Origin of the sequence: Acinetobacter sp. CWB-B33 (assembly GCF_039655955.1) — a bacterium.
Classification (GTDB): domain Bacteria; phylum Pseudomonadota; class Gammaproteobacteria; order Pseudomonadales; family Moraxellaceae; genus Acinetobacter; species Acinetobacter bouvetii.
On the sequence record NZ_JAGFEU010000001.1, the window covers coordinates 535,118 to 551,624 of the forward strand.

Sequence of the window (16,507 nt, forward strand, 5' to 3'; positions counted from 1 at the left end):
TAAAAAACTCCAGATTAACCCAATCTGGAGTTTCTTATATTTTAGTTTTGACTAAAATTTTGCGGGTAAGGATGTGATGCCGGCTTGTAATGTGCTGCCCAAACTTTTCGTTCAGTTGGAAGTGGCATTTCAAAGGTATGAATGCCATCAAAAAAAGCCTGCATATTTTCTAAAATCAAAGGCATTTCCTGTTCAGTCATACTATCGCAAGCACTTAAATAAAGTTGAAGAATTTGAAAACCGCGGTAGTCGAAAACAGGAAAATAAGGTACAACCACGTGTAAATTGATTGCATGTTCTCCATACTGGCGTATGTGCAACGAAATCGCATCGGTTCTCAGGTGAGGCAAACAAGCATACATTTCATAAGCCAGTACATTATGAGGATAATCTTGCGGGTTAAGTTCGAGCTGTTTTAAGCCGGCGTCTGGCCCATCCATATGTTTAATAAAAGTATTCCCTGGCGGAAAGCTGGTCGGATCCATACTGGCATTGGGATCGTGCCTAGGCATAACACCATGAATAAATTGAAAAACATAGCCTAATAAGAAGCCAGCCTGATGTAAAACAGCATGAAAGACAGAGGTTTGATAAGTTGAACTTTTTGATGGATGCGCCAAATAGAGCGGTGTGCGGACTTTTAAAATATCATCGATGATTTGTTTGGCATATTGCAATGAGCTGGTTTGAATCACGGGTGCAAATAGAAAATCAGCGATATGGCCTGTCGTAAAAAACACTTGATTGTGAATTTGTGCAACACGGCAAGTTTGCAATTGCGGCGCAATTTCACGGTCAAGCATTTGACTGACTTGCTGCGGATTTAGCCATCTTAGTGAAGTGCCTGCATGTTGAGCAATGACACGGCCTAAATAGCCGCTTAAGTACAGGATAAAGTAAAAGTTGCTTTGCTCTGAAAGAAATTTTTCTGCAGAGGCAATATAGTTTTGACGCAGTTCACGCATTAATTCATCTAAGCGGTCTAGACTCTGCAGAGAATAGTCCAAATTAGAAATTTCAACCAATTTTTGAAAAGCGCTGCCAAAGTTTAAGGGATAATTTTTTTGATACATGATTTGCAAGGCATGCATTTCTTCTGCAATTTTATTTTTTTCTTCGCCGCTAATAATCAGATGATTCAAAATTTCGCTTTCAATGTGCTGACTAAAAGTCTGTGCATTATCTGCTTGTTTAAAGTATTGATGCGTGACCAAAAGCGGGAAAACAATTTTATTAGTTAAGACGAGGGCATAGTCATATAAAAAAGATTCAGGCAATGACACATTATTTTGCGGCAAATTTTGTTTTAATTCTTCGCGTGAAAACCACTGCTCAGGTGTAGAAGTGCGTTCTGCTAAAAATTGACCTAAATGACTGGCAATCAGCATTAAGCTATTGGATTGGTTCGAGTCAGCATCATGCCGGATGTCTAAGACACCAATTTGATTTTTGAAAGCAGTAAATAATTGATCAAGCCGTTGGAAGCTTTCAAAGCTTTGATCAAAATTGACGGTATTAAATGCATTTGCAATATAAAACTCATATTGATGCTCTGCATTTTTAAAGCGCTGACGTATGTCTTGCATACGCTGTGTTGCTGATGTGTGAGCAGCAGATTCATTTTTTAAATAATTGGTTATCATGATGATTCTTTTAATGTTATTGTTGTCTGAGTATAGAGTAAGCGGCGGGCAGGCTGCTAGAAGCGGGCGCTTGAATTTTTAAATATTAAAACGATCTTTTTTGATATTGTTATCGAAAATAAATTTTGTCTGCAGGTACGAGGTTTAGCGTATCGGAGCTGCATGTAAAATTTGAAAAAGCACAATAAATCAGTATTTGACACTCTTAGTTTCGAAATTTGGTGAGGCCTTTAACAGCGTTTTGATTGGAATTTTTAAATTTGCATTGCAAAAAAATACATGAAAAGCTGACCGAAAGACGTAGTATAAAAATGATTTTATTGAGTTTAATTGTTTATGAGTTCAACTGAAGTTTTGGTGGCTATTGCTGACATTCCAGTACACCCGGAAGATGCGCTGGCGATTAAGCGCAATGAATTGCTGCCCTTGCTGAATGATCCTTACCGCCTGAATCATTATGCGGATCAGTTGATTCAAGCGCAGTCAGCGCTGCTGAAGGGAATTGACCCGCAATTAACGCAGCGGCTGAGCCAAGTGATAGAAAATCTGATTCAGTTGTTATCGAATTCAAAAAAATATTTAAAAAAGCGTAAATTTAATGGGCTGCAGAAATGGCTGGGCTTGGATTTAGAATTCGGTTCTAATCAAGTGGAATATTATAAAAATATAGACCGCAATTTAGATGAAGCCAACCATCTGAGTCAGCGCCTGCAGATTGAGATCCAAAAAGCGCAGTCACGGTTTAATCAGCTGCAGGGGCTGCGCGAGCAAATGGCAAAATATATTCAGGCTGCAGAGGAGTTTGTGCAGGAATATCCCAGCTTTGCGCAGCAGCCATTGCCATTGGACAGCTTTGCTGAAAGGCTCTCCAAGAAAATCCAAACATTAAAAACATTGCAGGCCAGCAATGATATTGCCATGATGCAAATGCATCTGTCGCAGCAATTATCCTTTTCCTTGCTGGACAGATATAAAGAGGCGCAGCAGGTGCTGATACCGGCATGGCAGCATCATGTGCAACAAAGCCAGCAAAGCGGCTCGACAAGTTCATTGGAAAGGCTTGATAATAGCCGTGATAAACTTATTAAAACGTTAAAGAAATCATTAGAGAAACCCTCTAAAACATAATCAGTACAAGGTGCGCTATGACACATCCGGAAAATACCCAATTACAGGCTGACATTGAACTGAAGGAAACTCCAAATACCGGCATTGCCGAGGTGGAGCAAAAATTCCAGCAGCTGGATTTGCAAAGCATTGGTTTGCAGCCCGCTGATTTTCAGGATGTTATGGCGGCGCATAAAGAGCTGGCGGAAATAAATCATAATGCAGTGGCTGAATATGGCAAAAATATTGCGACTAAAACCTCCAGCTATACCGATGAGCTGCTGAATTTAGTCCAAAACAAAGATTTGGATGCCACAGGGCAAAAGCTGAATCAGGTCGTGCAGGTGGCGCAGCAGCTGAATACCAGCAGCATTTTAAATAAATCGAAGAACTCAGGCTTTTTGGGCAGCATCTTAAGTAAATTTAAAGGCGCTAAAAACAGTTTTGATCAGCACTTTAATACCACCAAAGAGCAGATTGATGCTTTGGTAAAAGAAATTGAAACCTCGCAGAATGGCTTGAAAGCGCGGGTGAATACGCTGGATAAAATGTTTGGCGGCGTTCAGGAAGAATACAAGCAGCTGGGGGTTTATGTGGCAGCGGGCAAGCTGAAAGAGCAGGAGATTCAGCAGGAAATTGCGGTTCTGACGGCGCAAGAGCAGGATCAGCCCACCACACAAAAGATATATGACCTGAATCATTTGGCAAATAATTTGGAAAAGCGGGTGAGTGATTTGCAGGTGCTGCAGCAGTCCGCTATGCAGACTTTGCCGATGATCCGGATTATTCAATCCAATAATTTAATGCTGGTTGATAAATTTTACGCGATTAAAAACATTACGCTGCCGGCGTGGAAAAACCAAATCAGCTTGGCGATTTCACTGCAAGAGCAAAAAAATAGCGTACAGCTGGCGAATAGCATTGATGATGCCACCAATGAGCTGCTGAAACGCAATGCTGATCTGCTGCATCAGAACTCGGTAGATACCGCCAAAGCCAATCAGCGCTCAGTGATTGATATTGAAACACTTGAACATGTGCAGAATACCCTCATTAAAACAGTAAATGATGTCATCCAAATCCAGAAAGAAGGCATGCAGAAGCGTGACGAAGCGGCCAGCCGTCTGCGCACCCTTCAGGATAATTTGAATCATTTGGTTCTTGAGTCCAGCTCAAGCGGGTCAAAGCCGAACTAAGTCATCTTATGCATGGGCTTAGGGAGGCCGTTTAAAAACCGTTCAGGAGAACTTATTTGCCTCCCTTAGATGACTATGCGCTCAATCCGCAGCAGCTGCAAAATGGTCTTCAGATTTTAAAAAAACGTCAGCGCAATTTGATGCTGCTGACTGCCGCATCTGCTGCAGCGCTTGTTGCTTCAGTGATTGGGCTGTTTGTGCAGCAGGAATTTGTCTACAGTTTCTTTGGCTTGACCACGCAGGTCGAGCAGCTGCATCTGCCCAGCAGCATTGCTGGAGATTTTGCGTCTTTGGGCCATCAATCCGATTACTTTATTAATTTGCTGTCATGGTTCGGCTGGCTGTTTTTAAAGCTGTTTGCTGCTTTTGTCGGGGCATTTATTGCTGTGCATCTGCTTAGGAAAATTCGGTTTTTCTATGTGCGCTTTCAGTCTTTTGTCCTTAAATTTGTGGGCTGGCTGATTGCATTTATGCTGATTTGGGGCGCTTTAACCTATGTTCAGTACGACTGGAACAGCGGTCAGAACCAAGAATATCAGCAGCTGGTTCGATATGACAAAAATATACAGGACAGTGAAATATCCCATTATTTGACCGATTCAGATTTGCCTGCTCCAGTGAAAAGCTATTTATTGGCGCAAACGGCGCTGCTGCATCATCCTGCTGACCGCGCTGCGGCAATACCTCAAGTGCAAGCTTTAATTCAGGCAGAAAAAAATGACCCGCAGTTTTTAGAATACGGCTTTAAGCCTGAGCAGCTGTGGACGATGCAGCATCAGCTGTTTCAAAAAACCATGACGCCTATGGCGCAGAGCGTCAGTAAGCAGGCGGCGCAGGCTGAACTGCTAAACAGCGCTTTAAGATGGGTGCTGATGTTTGTTATTGCACTGGCTGCTGTGCTGAGTTTAATTTTATATGCATTGGCTCGGCAGATTAAAAATAGGACTGTACGGATTGAACAGCGTATCCAGTGACTCGTTGGGCTCTATTCATTATTTCAGTTGAAATAAGCGTGAATTAAAAGATTAATTTTCATGTTTTAGATCAGGCATATTGAAAAATATTCTTTGATACCCATATATAAACTGTTGTTATTCAGTTTGTTTTTTTACTTTGATTTAATAATTCGATCATTGTTATAAAAACAAACTGTTTTACCTATTTATTAAAATCTCCTATTATTCATTTATCAAATAAATATTGACTCCTTTGGAGGCGTTAGCAATGTTGGATCAAAATACTTCTGCTCAATTAAAAACTCTGCTTGAACGTTTAGAAAGCCCAATCGAAATCGTGGCCACCCTAAACGCTTCTGAAAAATCAGACAAAATCAAAGAATTGGTGACTGAAATTGCCGCACTGTCTGATTTGGTGACTGCACGCTTTGACGGCACAAATTCACGTGCGCCAAGCTTCGGCATTGCAAAAAAAGGCGAGCAGCCGCGTGTCAACTTCGCCGGCTTGCCGATGGGCCACGAGTTCACCTCTTTGATTCTGGCCTTGCTTCAAGTTTCCGGCTATGCGCCAAAAGTGTCTGATGAGGTGCTGGCGCAAATCAAGGGCCTGAACTTAACAGCAGATTTTGACGTATTTGTCTCTTTAAGCTGCCATAACTGTCCTGACGTGGTTCAGGCGCTGAACCTGATTGCAATTTACAACCCGGGTACTACTGCAACCATGATCGATGGCGCCTTCTTCCAAGACGAAGTGGAAGAACGCAAAATCATGGCGGTGCCGATGGTCTTCCAAAACGGCGAGCATATCGGCCAAGGGCGCATGACCTTGGAAGAAATCATTGCCAAACTGGACAGCGGCGCAGCAGCCAAAGATGCTGAGAAATTAAATGCCAAAGGCGCGTTTGATGTCTTGGTGATCGGCGGCGGCCCTGCAGGCAACACCTCTGCGATCTATGCGGCGCGTAAAGGCATTAAAACCGGGATTGTGGCTGAGCGCATGGGCGGTCAGGTCATGGATACCATGGATATTGAAAACTATACCTCTATTCAAAAAACCCAAGGCCCTAAATTCGCAGCGGCGATGGAAGAGCATGTGCGTGAATACGGTGTAGACATCATGAGCCTGCAGCGCGTATCTGACATTAAAGGCGCAGACCAAACGGCGAACGGCCTGGTGGAAGTGACTTTAGAGAACGGCGCAAAACTGCAGTCCAAAACCGTGATTCTGTCGACTGGCGCGCGCTGGAGAGAGATGAATGTTCCGGGCGAAAAAGAGTACAAAACCCGCGGCGTGGCTTACTGCCCGCACTGTGACGGCCCGCTGTTCAAAGGCAAGCGTGTTGCGGTGATAGGCGGCGGCAACTCCGGTGTGGAAGCGGCGATTGACCTTGCGGGCATTGTAGAGCATGTGACTTTGGTTGAATTTGATACCAAGCTGCGTGCAGACCAAGTGCTGCAGGACAAGCTGAACAGCCTGCCAAACACCACGGTGATTTTGAATGCTTTGTCAACTGAAGTGGTGGGTGACGGTTCACAAGTGACTGCGCTGAAATACAAAGACCGCGCAACAGATGAAATCAAAACCATCGAGCTGGCAGGGATCTTCGTTCAAATCGGCTTGCTGCCAAACACGGATTTCCTGAAAGGAACGGGTGTCGAGCTTTCCAGCCGCGGCGAGATTGTAATTAACGAACGCAATGAAACCAATGTGAAAGGCGTATTTGCAGCCGGTGACTGCACCACCGTGCCGTACAAGCAAATCATCATTGCAACGGGTGAAGGCGCAAAAGCTTCATTGTCCGCTTTTGATTACATCATCCGCTCTGGAATGTAAGCCGCCTGTACAGTGAATATGATATTGCGCTCAGATGCCCGCATTTGAGCGCAATCAGTAAAATATGAATGTAAATACGCTTTAGATTTCACCTCTTGGGAACTTTGGATGCTAACACCAAAGTTCCTTTTTTTATGTCCAATAGAAAAGAACAAGCCAAAGTATCCCCAGTTACTTTGGCTTGTTCTTAACACAGTGTGTTAGATGTTGTTTTCATTGTACCTATTATTATTGTTGGGAACTTTCTAACCGCTTTGTTCCTCTTATCCTGCCTTCCCCAAGGTTATTTGCTAAATAAATTTAAACCCTCGAATTTTTTCATTAACTGTTCCTGCGTTTCCACATGTTCAGGATGCGGAATAATGCATTCAATCGGGCAGACTGAAACACAGGTTTGGTGGTCATAAAAACCCACACATTCTGTGCAGCGCTCTGCATCTATTTCATAGACTTTTTCACCTTCATAAATGGCCTCATTCGGGCATTCAGGCAAGCACATGTCGCAGTTAATGCACTTGTCGGTAATCAGCAATGCCATAGCAAGCCTTTAAGCCTGATAAGCCAAAGACGCTGCAGAAATATCGGCAGCCGAATTGGGCAAATTGCGGATCAGCAGGGCGTAAGCCATATCAACATCCGCTGGAACAGGAATATCGACAATATGGCCAGAGCCTTTAGCATCTTCTATCAGATTGCCTTTTTTGTCTTTCATTTCCGTTAGCGTAAACGTGATATTGCCTGAAGTGGTCATCAGTTCCAGCGAGTCGCCAACAATGAAGCGGTTTTTCACTTCAATTTTGAGGTAACCATCATTGCGCTCTAAAACTTCACCGACAAACTGCTGATGGTCAAAGCGCGATGAACCAGTTTCATAATTTTGGTATTCGCTGTGCACATGGCGGCGTAAAAAGCCTTCGGTATAGCCGCGGTTGGCTAAGCCTTCCAGCTGCGACATTAACGCAGGATCAAAAGGCTTGCCTTCTAAAGCATCATCAATGGCTTTGCGGTAAATTTGCGCTGTGCGGGCGCAGTAAAAATAAGATTTGGTGCGGCCTTCAATCTTCAGCGAATGAATGCCCATTTGAGTCAAACGGCCCACGTGCTGCACGGCACGCAGATCTTTTGAGTTCATGAAGTAAGTGCCATGCTCATCCTCTTCGGCTGCAAACATGTCTTCTTCATTGCGTTGTAATAAAACCGGCTCGCCAAATTGGTGTTGTTGTATGGCGTGCTGCTCGTCGGCATCTTTGTTTTGACAGCATGATGATTCTTCAATTTGTGTTACTGGTATAACATCGCCAGTTTCATCTTCAGCTGCCTCGTGAATTTTATAGTCCCAGCGGCACGCATTGGTGCAAGCGCCTTGATTGGCATCACGTTTGTTCATATAGCCGGAAAGTAAGCAGCGGCCGGAATAAGCCATGCATAACGCGCCATGTACGAAAACTTCAATTTCCATATCCGGCACGTTATGCTTAATTTCCTCAATTTCTTCCATAGACAGCTCGCGCGACAAAATCACGCGGGTCAGGCCCATGTTTTTCCAAAATTTTACCGTGGCCCAATTGACCGCATTGGCCTGTACAGACAAATGCACAGGCACATCCGGAAAATGTTCACGCACCATCATGATTAAGCCTGGATCGGACATAATCAGTGCATCAGGCTGCATAGCCACCACAGGTGCTAAATCCCGGATGAAGTTTTTCAGCTTAGAATTATGCGGCTGAATGTTCACCACCACATAAAACTTTTTGCCCAGTGCATGCGCCTCGGAAATCCCGATTTGCAGATTGTCATGATCAAAAGCATTGTTGCGCACACGCAGGCTGTAACGCGGCTGACCTGCATATACGGCGTCTGCGCCATAAGCAAATGCGTAGCGCATATTCTTCAGCGAACCGGCAGGAGAGAGGAGTTCAGTCACGTGTGAAATGGTCATGTCATTAAAGGCATAAAAAATTTATGGCTTTATTTTAGGGATAAAAAAAAAGGATTCAACCCAGTAAAAAGCTCGGGATTGCTGCTAAAAAGATTGGCTTAGACTTTCAAATGAAACAATTTCTGTATTATTATATATGTAAATACAGATATGCATATATACTATGAATCAAGACGAATTTTTTAAATGCTTAGCCGACCGTACACGGCTGGATATTGTGATGATGATCGTGCAGGAAGGCGAGCGCTGTGTCTGTGATTTAACTGCCGGACTGGGCATGAGCCAGCCAAAAATTTCCCGTCATTTGGCGCTGCTGCGCAAGGGGGGGGTTTTGCAAGATCGGCGCCAAGGGCAATGGGTATATTACCGCCTGCATGACAGTTTGCCCGGCTGGTGCCATGACGTTTTGCAGGCTTCGGCAGGAGCGCATTCTGGCTTTCAACAGAAAGCATGCGCAGATAGCGGCTGCTGCGACTAATTTTTTTCAGGTTATTGTAAATATTATGAAATTTTTATTTTTATGTACAGGAAACAGCTGCCGCAGCATTTTATCGGAAGCCTTATTCAATGCCCGCGCGCCTGAAGGTTTCAGTGCCTGCAGCGCGGGCAGCCAGCCATCAGGGCAGGTGCATCCCTTAACCATTAAAACTTTGCAAAGTTTAGGGATTTCGACTGACTGTTTTAGCAGCAAAAGCATGCAGGACTGTGAAGCGTTTCAGCCGGAAATTGTCATTACAGTTTGCAGTTCTGCGGCGCAGGAACCATGCCCGCTGTATTTGGGCAAAGCGTTGAAAGCGCATTGGGGGCTGGAAGATCCCTCGCATTTAGACCTGCCTGAAACTGAAAAATTGGCGGCCTTTCAGGCCACGGCAGACCATATCAACCGCCGTCTGGATGCATTTTTTATGCTGGATTTTGCCCATTTAACGAAACAAGAATTAAACAAAGAAATTGAAAAAATTGCTGAAATTGCATAATTGAGTCTGACATGACCGCTAAAAAACTATCATTTTTAGACCGTAATTTAACACTTTGGATTTTTATCGCCATGGCGTTTGGCATTGCGGTAGGGGCTGTGTTTCCGCAAGCGCCAGAACATTTGAATCAATTCAGCCTCGGATCTGTCAATCTGCCGATTGCCATCGGCTTAATTTTAATGTTGTACCCGCCCTTGGCTAAAGTCGATTATCAAGCTTTGCCTGCGGTATTTCAGGATAAGCGTACGCTGATTTTATCTTTGGTTCAGAACTGGCTCATTGCCCCATGCCTGATGTTTATCCTTGCTGTTGTGTTTCTGCAGAATTACCCAGAGTATATGACAGGGCTGATTTTAATCGGTTTGGCGCGCTGTATTGCAATGGTTTTAGTCTGGAATGATTTGGCTGGCGGCGATAATCAATATGCTGCGGCGTTAGTTGCGTTTAACAGCATTTTTCAAATTGTGTTTTTCAGCACTTATGCATGGTTGTTTTTGACGGTTTTGCCACCATACCTGGGCGTGGCAGCTCAAGTTATTGATGTCAGTTACTGGACGGTTACCCAGGCGGTGCTGGTGTACTTGGGCATTCCATTTTTAATGGGTTTCCTGACGCGGAACATTTTGGTCAGACGCAAGGGGCTGGATTGGTATCAGCAAAAGTTTATTCCAAAGATCAGTCCTGTAAGCCTGCTGGCATTGCTGTTTACCATTGTAGCCATGTTCAGTTTAAAAGGCGGGGAAGTGCTGAGCCTGCCTATGGATGTGTTCAGAATTGCAATTCCATTGAGCATTTATTTTGTGCTGATGTTCTTCCTGAGCTTTTATATGAGCAAATGGGCCGGCAATGATTATGCGAAAACGGCCGCCATTTCTTTTACAGCAGCAGGCAATAATTTTGAGCTGGCTTTGGCCGTCGCAATAGCCGCCTTCGGCTTGGCGTCACCTGTTGCTTTTACCACAGTTATTGGGCCCTTGGTTGAAGTGCCTGTGCTGATTGCTTTGGTCAGTGTGTCCCTTTGGCTGCGCAAAAAAGTTTTTTAACGGCGCGGCCATCACCAATGAATTAGTTTTCACTGTCTCAGCCATATTCCATACACCTATTGCTCATCAGTATGCGGGATATATGGGGGGGCTAGATGCACTTAATAGAGAGTTAAATATGAGTTTGCCGAATATTGATTTAGAACTGCTGGAAACACCTGAATTTGAACAGGTGCAGGCCAAAGCCTTGGCGCATCCGCCGCGTATTCTGCTGCTGTATGGTTCAAACCGGGAGCGTTCTTTCAGCCGTCTGGCGGTGCTGGAAGCTGGGCGTATTTTGCAGCAGTTTGGCGCAGAGGTGAAAATCTTCCATCCTAAAGGCCTGCCGCTGCCGGAAGATGCGGAAGCTTCACATCCGAAAGTGCATGAGCTGTATGAGCTTTTGGCATGGGCGGAAGGCATGGTGTGGTGTTCGCCAGAGCGCCACGGCGCGATGAGCTCTATCTTGAAAGCGCAGATTGACTGGATACCGCTGGCAGCAGGAGCTATCCGCGCCACACAAGGCAAGACTTTGGCTTTAATGCAGGTCTGCGGCGGTTCACAGTCATTTAATACCTTGAATCAAATGCGTGTGCTGGGGCGCTGGATGCGCATGATTGCCATCCCGAATCAGTCATCTGTGCCCAAAGCCTTTCTTGAATTTGATGAAAATGACTACATGAAGCCGTCCAGCTACTATGACCGGATTGTGGATGTGATGGAGGAACTGTACAAGTTCACGCTGCTGACGCGAGGGCAGGCAGGCTATTTAACCAACCGCTATTCAGAGCGTAAGGAATCCGCTGAAGCGCTGTCGAAACGGGTCAATCAGCACGCGATTTAAAGCGTTCGGCCTTGTTATGCATCAGCCATTGGCCAAGTTCGCTTATTTAATTGAAAGACTCGAGCTGCTTTAAAATTTGGCAGTCATCAACTGTGCTTTGAGACGTGCAGGATTGGCGCAGCTGCAGCAGCTGCGCTTCAAATTTATGCAGTTCCGCAATGCGGTTCCGCACATGCTGCAAATGCTCATCGATTAAATTATTGACGGCGCGGCAGTCCTGTTCAGGATTCTGCTCCAGTTCAATCAGCCGTTGAATTTCTTTTAACGTCATATCCAATGCGCGGCAGCGCTGAATAAAAACCAATCTGCGCAAAGCATCGTCATTATAGTAGCGGTAATTATTTGCGCCCCGAAAGCTGGGCTGTATCAGCTGCTTTTTTTCATAAAAGCGGATGGTATCGGCACTTAGCCCGGTTTTCTGCACTAAATCTTTAATTAAATATCCAGCAGCGCTATTTGGGTTCATAGGGCTTGACCTTGGAGTTAGTCCATAGTTTTGAATAAGCATAATACGAATAGGGGGATTTTTAAATGGCTTGTACCTGCAGTCATGCGCCGGCGCCGCAAAAGCCGGACAGCAAATTCAGAACCGCATTGTGGATTGCATTATTCATTAATATTGCCATGTTTTTCGTTGAACTGATTGGCGGCGCCTATGCGCATTCTTCATCCTTATGGGCAGATGCGCTGGATTTTTTGGGTGATGCTGCCAATTATGCCGTTTCTTTGGCCGTGTTTGGCGCAAGCCTGTATTGGCGGGCAACGGTTGCATTAGCGAAGGGGCTGGTCATGGCAGCGTTTGGCTTAATTGTCATGGCTAAAGTCGTTTATGCCGCCATCCAAGGCCTTCCGCCTGAAGCAATAACTATGGGCGCAATTGGCGTGCTTGCGCTGACTGCAAATGTCACATCTGCGGCAATTTTATATGCTTTCCGCGATGGCGATTCCAATATGAAATCGGTGTGGCTCTGCAGCCGTAATGATGCCATTGGCAATGCGGCGGTGATTTTGGCCGCCATTGGGGTATTTGGCACAGGCAGCCTGCTGCCGGATATTATTGTCGCCGTGATTATGGCTGTGCTGGGGTTAACGGGCGGTTATCAAGTGATCCTCAATGCATTGCAGGAGCGCAGAAATAACCCTTTGGAAAAACAGGCGCTTGAATGAAAATTTGTGATCCTATTACGACATTCACAATGACTGATTTTTAGTATTTACATGAATACAGCTGATTTGTCGGCAAAATCAGCGCAGCGCCTTTCACTTGTGTTAAAGCAGACTTGCAGCTAGGCGTATTGCTGGCTGCAGCCGGGATTAGAGTGTTTCAAGTGAGGCTGCATGCGGCTGCATTTTGCTCCAAAAATGATTCCAGAGTTCTAAATATTCAGACTGCAGTTGCATGAAATGCAGTTCATTTTCTTGAGAATAGCACTGCGTCAGCAGGGCCCAAATATCATCTTCATGATTGTCATCGTTGGCGAGCTCTGCGCTGCCTTGTTCAGCAATGCCGTGGCAGGCATAGTAGCCTTCAGTAAAAAGGCGGTCATACACAGACATATTATTTCGCAATGCTTCACTGAATTTTATCACCTGAAGCTCTGTGCAGGCCAAAATCAGCAATAAATCGGCATATGAGTTGATATGTTTTTGAATAAACTGCGCGAGTGCAAATGCTTCAGGTTCTGTGTGCTGATGGTTTGCTGGGTCCAAGTTCAGCTGCTGCAATAAGGTTAAAAAATAAACTAAATGTGATTTGGCGGCCGAACTCTTTTCCAGCTGGCGGGTATTGAACCCCAGCTCATCCATCAAGTTTAGCGACAGTAAGTAACGGGCATAAATTTTGGATGCTATGCGTTTTCCGGCGTCAATATTCGGGCATTTTTCTAAACCGCATGCCTGATAAATGGCCATGCTCAAAGCATCCGTAAAATTTTTAACAATTGCAGTAAAATAGTTGAGATGTATAAATTTCAGCTGTTCTAGGCTGAGCTGGCATTGATGAAGTTTCTGCAGCATAGGGTGCTGGAATAAAGCATGGTCAGCGATAGACTGCTTTAATGCATTGACTGCCTGCGTATTGGTTTTCCATAACTCAGCATTTAAGGAATTCTGAATAAAATGCAGAAGCTCTGTGCGGGTCTGTTCAGATTGAGTAAAGGAGAATGTATTCATATACGGCATTAAATTTTAATTTTCATCTTTTTTTATCATAGTAAAATTTTTTGCATTCTGCCAGTTTTTTGTGTAATTTAATTACTTATATTTCAATGTCTTGCTTTTTTGCATACACAGTATTTTTTATAAAAAAACAGTATTGCTCTAAATTTAAGATATAATTCATATAATATTTTCGATGCACTTTTTATTCATGTGCTGTTCTTACATCCCAATGGCTTAATTTTAATTTTAAAGTTTTGTACATCAGGTAAAATAAATGTCAAAAAAACAAGACATCATTAACACGGCGCTGAATCTGTTCAACTCCCATAGTTATAATTCTATTGGCATAGACCGGATCATCAGCGAATCTGGCGTTGCTAAAATGACGTTTTATAAATATTTTCCATCTAAGGCAAAATTAATTGAAGAATGTCTGGTGACCAGAAATCAGAATTTGCAGCAGTCTTTAGATGCTGCAATCGCTCAATGTGATTCGCATGACTACCTGTCTCATATTAGAACCATATTTGTGTGGTATGACGCTTGGTTTCGCGCCGCCGATTTTAACGGATGCATGTTCCAGAAAGCGGTAGAAGAAATTTCAAAAATTTATCCATCTTCATTGCAGCCGGCCATTGATTATAAGGAATGGCTGAAAGCGCAGCTGAGCAATGCATTGCAGCATCTAGGCATTCGGCAGCCGGAACAGCTGGCTATTTTTTTATCCAGTATTTTGGATGGAATGACCATACAGGCGCAAATTGATTCCGCGCAAGTTCATCTAGACGACTATTGGAAACGGGTGGAAACCTTGATTCAGCTGGAATTAGCTTAAGCATAATGACGCTTAAGCCCATAAATCTCGGCTGCGCTGCGGCCATCTTGAGATCTTCGCTCTAGCTGGGCAGTACTGAAAATAAAAAAGCGTGATTAACTGGGTTAATCACGCTCTGCTGATAAATAGTTTTATGTTCCAGTGTGTTCACCATTGCAGCAACAATGAACACACTGGGGATGAGAAGCTTAAAGCATCTTCTTGTATTTATTTTGTACCCTCTGAATGTTTAATTCATTCGGTTTTTAGCAGCAAAGTAGACAGACTTGTCTGTTTTGCTAAATTATAAGGGTTCTGATTTAAAAAACAACAAAAGCTTATCTATTTTTGTTCATTTTTTTTGCAATTGTGCTGAAAATTTACAAAATATGCCTTTTTTTGCTTATTTATTTGCTGATTAGTGCTGGAGGCAGATAAATTGTAAATTCATTGACCGGTTCTATAAGCACGCTATAAGGCTTTAATTGCTCTTCGAATGAAACTAGATTCAGTCTCGCCAATAGTTCAAAACGCGCATGCAGCAGTTTTGCCGGTTTAGGCTGCAGCCGGTCATGCCAGACCCGGTAAGTGCCTAATTGTCCATCTCTGCGGTGATAAAAACCTGCTAAAGGATGAGTTAAAAAAACTTGATAGCTTTCTAAGCCTGGAAAGCCTTCAAAATTCCACGGATCATTTGCAGATTGGCTGAGGCTTAATTCAGCTGCGGCCCAAGCCGACCGGGTCTGCATTTCATATTGGCTGTAGAAGCCTAAAGCATCCTGATGACAGTCAAAGGTAAACTCGGCTGCATGCCAGGGCAATTGCCATACATAGCGGGGCACGATCAGCGTCCAGGAATCCAGCGTGGTGCCAATAAACCAGACGCAGCGTTCCTGTGTTTCCTGATCAATCACATAAACACGGTAATTGGTTTGCCCCATTCGGAATTTGGGAAAAGGATAAATCGCAGAGGTAAAATCCACATCGATAAAAGGAACAACCGACATTAACGCGTGTGCTTTGCCCTGTAGCTGAATGGTATCCAGCTTAAAGCGTTCAGGAATGATATGGGTAAAGCGCTCAGGGTCTAAGGCATAGGTGACCAAGGCAAAATGCTGCAGCTTGCATTGCACATCAAGCCCTTTGGGGTGAGGGCGCGGGTGTAAAAAGTCTTTAAACTTGAGTTTTGGAAACGTCATAACGTGCTGTTTTTTAAATTTATCGTTGTAAATGAAGTTTAGGCAAAATAAAAATCAGAGTAAACATAAGTTTATAAGCTATTTTGGGAGTTTTTTTATGGCTTTTAGGCTGGCCGGGAATTAGACGCTCATGTGGTACGGATGTTGCTGCAGGGCGGGAAGATGCATTGAATGCGGTATTCTCGAAAAAAACCGTGCGCTTTTTTAAAGGACTATCTTTTAATGCCATTTACTGCTTAATATGTCAGCAAGCTGATAATTCATTTAAAAAAATGCAAAAAATAACTCTTCTAAAAACAGGCCTATTGGCACTGATATTTGTCAGTGCTCAGTATGCGCTGGCTGCGGTATCTGCAGAAACCGCTTTTACCCAGATGGAAAGTCAGAACCGTCTCAAATTGATTGGGAAATGGCACTGCCGTTCTGAGATTGCCGAGTATCAAATTAAAACCAATACGCGGGATGAGTACCGTGCAGATGGCACCTATCGTTCTGAAAGTGTCACACAAATACGGCAGGGTGAACGTGAAAGGCAATCTTCCATTCACGTGGAGGCGGGCTGGTCTTTAAAGGGCAATACAATCCGGCTGAGCCAAATCCAGCTGAAGGCTGTTCAGTCTGATGATCCAGCCTATGCTGCCCGCCTGAAGGAAGTTTTCCAGAAATTTGATTGGGCTGAGAATCAGATGTTGAGCTTATCCGGCAGTTCATTGGCATTTTTACCGGTTGCCCCAATGGCTTCAGGGATGCCCATTCACTGCCAAAAAACCATGAAATATGATCCTGTTTTAATGCTTAATCAATAAAAAACCG

Annotated in this window: 17 protein-coding genes; 11 read left to right on the forward strand and 6 right to left on the reverse strand. The window is 44.1% G+C overall.

The window, feature by feature from the left end; all coding sequences use genetic code 11:
* Positions 1–41: 41 nt before the first annotated feature.
* Positions 42–1,586, reverse strand: a complete 1,545-nt coding sequence (locus tag JZ784_RS02535) for a hypothetical protein (RefSeq protein WP_346313681.1) — start codon at positions 1,584–1,586, stop codon at positions 42–44.
* A 393-nt stretch (positions 1,587–1,979) separates the two neighbouring features.
* Here JZ784_RS02535 and JZ784_RS02540 point away from each other — a divergent pair, with 393 nt between their 5' ends.
* From JZ784_RS02540 to ahpF, 4 genes are all read left to right on the forward strand, one after another.
* Positions 1,980–2,771 (forward strand): tellurium resistance protein, encoded by a 792-nt coding sequence (locus JZ784_RS02540; protein ID WP_346313682.1) that lies wholly within the window; start codon positions 1,980–1,982, stop codon positions 2,769–2,771.
* Positions 2,772–2,788: 17 nt separating this feature from the next.
* Positions 2,789–3,946 carry a toxic anion resistance protein gene (locus tag JZ784_RS02545; protein ID WP_346313683.1) on the forward strand — a complete coding sequence of 386 codons (1,158 nt, stop codon included), beginning with the start codon at positions 2,789–2,791 and terminating at the stop codon, positions 3,944–3,946.
* A 56-nt stretch (positions 3,947–4,002) separates the two neighbouring features.
* Positions 4,003–4,920 carry a hypothetical protein gene (locus tag JZ784_RS02550; RefSeq protein ID WP_346313684.1) on the forward strand — a complete coding sequence of 306 codons (918 nt, stop codon included), beginning with the start codon at positions 4,003–4,005 and terminating at the stop codon, positions 4,918–4,920.
* A 250-nt stretch (positions 4,921–5,170) separates the two neighbouring features.
* Positions 5,171–6,736 (forward strand): alkyl hydroperoxide reductase subunit F, encoded by a 1,566-nt coding sequence (gene ahpF / locus JZ784_RS02555; RefSeq protein WP_346313685.1) that lies wholly within the window; start codon positions 5,171–5,173, stop codon positions 6,734–6,736.
* A 283-nt stretch (positions 6,737–7,019) separates the two neighbouring features.
* Here the strand turns inward: ahpF and JZ784_RS02560 are convergent, their stop codons facing one another.
* Both JZ784_RS02560 and yegQ read right to left on the reverse strand, forming a co-directional pair.
* A complete protein-coding gene (locus JZ784_RS02560; protein ID WP_005011054.1) occupies positions 7,020–7,274 on the reverse strand; it encodes a YfhL family 4Fe-4S dicluster ferredoxin in 255 nt (84 codons plus the stop codon).
* Positions 7,275–7,283: 9 nt separating this feature from the next.
* On the reverse strand, positions 7,284–8,678 hold the full coding sequence (gene yegQ / locus JZ784_RS02565; RefSeq protein WP_219189709.1) for a tRNA 5-hydroxyuridine modification protein YegQ: 1,395 nt from the start codon (positions 8,676–8,678) through the stop codon (positions 7,284–7,286).
* A gap of 163 nt (positions 8,679–8,841) precedes the next feature.
* On the opposite strand from yegQ, the gene JZ784_RS02570 reads away from it, so the two are divergent.
* The 4 genes from JZ784_RS02570 (at position 8,842) to arsH (ending at position 11,521) form a co-directional block, all read left to right on the forward strand.
* Complete coding sequence (locus JZ784_RS02570) at positions 8,842–9,156, forward strand: metalloregulator ArsR/SmtB family transcription factor (RefSeq protein WP_346313686.1); 315 nt, start codon at positions 8,842–8,844, stop codon at positions 9,154–9,156.
* 25 nt (positions 9,157–9,181) lie between these two features.
* On the forward strand, positions 9,182–9,655 hold the full coding sequence (locus tag JZ784_RS02575) for an arsenate reductase ArsC (RefSeq protein ID WP_346313687.1): 474 nt from the start codon (positions 9,182–9,184) through the stop codon (positions 9,653–9,655).
* Between the two features lie 11 nt (positions 9,656–9,666).
* Positions 9,667–10,698 carry an ACR3 family arsenite efflux transporter gene (gene arsB / locus JZ784_RS02580; RefSeq protein WP_346313688.1) on the forward strand — a complete coding sequence of 344 codons (1,032 nt, stop codon included), beginning with the start codon at positions 9,667–9,669 and terminating at the stop codon, positions 10,696–10,698.
* A gap of 118 nt (positions 10,699–10,816) precedes the next feature.
* The gene (gene arsH / locus JZ784_RS02585; RefSeq protein ID WP_346313689.1) at positions 10,817–11,521 is read left to right on the forward strand and encodes an arsenical resistance protein ArsH; all 705 of its coding nucleotides are present in this window, start codon (positions 10,817–10,819) and stop codon (positions 11,519–11,521) included.
* 46 nt (positions 11,522–11,567) lie between these two features.
* Here arsH and cadR read toward each other — a convergent pair whose 3' ends face one another.
* Positions 11,568–11,987: a Cd(II)/Pb(II)-responsive transcriptional regulator gene (gene cadR, locus JZ784_RS02590; RefSeq protein WP_346313690.1), complete on the reverse strand. Its 420-nt coding sequence runs from the start codon at positions 11,985–11,987 to the stop codon at positions 11,568–11,570.
* A 65-nt stretch (positions 11,988–12,052) separates the two neighbouring features.
* On the opposite strand from cadR, the gene JZ784_RS02595 reads away from it, so the two are divergent.
* On the forward strand, positions 12,053–12,688 hold the full coding sequence (locus JZ784_RS02595) for a cation transporter (RefSeq protein ID WP_346313691.1): 636 nt from the start codon (positions 12,053–12,055) through the stop codon (positions 12,686–12,688).
* A 147-nt stretch (positions 12,689–12,835) separates the two neighbouring features.
* Here JZ784_RS02595 and JZ784_RS02600 read toward each other — a convergent pair whose 3' ends face one another.
* The gene (locus JZ784_RS02600; RefSeq protein ID WP_346313692.1) at positions 12,836–13,693 is read right to left on the reverse strand and encodes a hypothetical protein; all 858 of its coding nucleotides are present in this window, start codon (positions 13,691–13,693) and stop codon (positions 12,836–12,838) included.
* A gap of 262 nt (positions 13,694–13,955) precedes the next feature.
* On the opposite strand from JZ784_RS02600, the gene JZ784_RS02605 reads away from it, so the two are divergent.
* The gene (locus JZ784_RS02605) at positions 13,956–14,516 is read left to right on the forward strand and encodes a TetR/AcrR family transcriptional regulator (RefSeq protein WP_346313693.1); all 561 of its coding nucleotides are present in this window, start codon (positions 13,956–13,958) and stop codon (positions 14,514–14,516) included.
* Between the two features lie 386 nt (positions 14,517–14,902).
* Here the strand turns inward: JZ784_RS02605 and JZ784_RS02610 are convergent, their stop codons facing one another.
* Positions 14,903–15,694, reverse strand: a complete 792-nt coding sequence (locus tag JZ784_RS02610) for a DUF2071 domain-containing protein (RefSeq protein ID WP_346313694.1) — start codon at positions 15,692–15,694, stop codon at positions 14,903–14,905.
* Positions 15,695–15,966: 272 nt separating this feature from the next.
* Here JZ784_RS02610 and JZ784_RS02615 point away from each other — a divergent pair, with 272 nt between their 5' ends.
* Positions 15,967–16,500, forward strand: a complete 534-nt coding sequence (locus tag JZ784_RS02615; protein ID WP_346313695.1) for a hypothetical protein — start codon at positions 15,967–15,969, stop codon at positions 16,498–16,500.
* Positions 16,501–16,507: the final 7 nt, after the last annotated feature.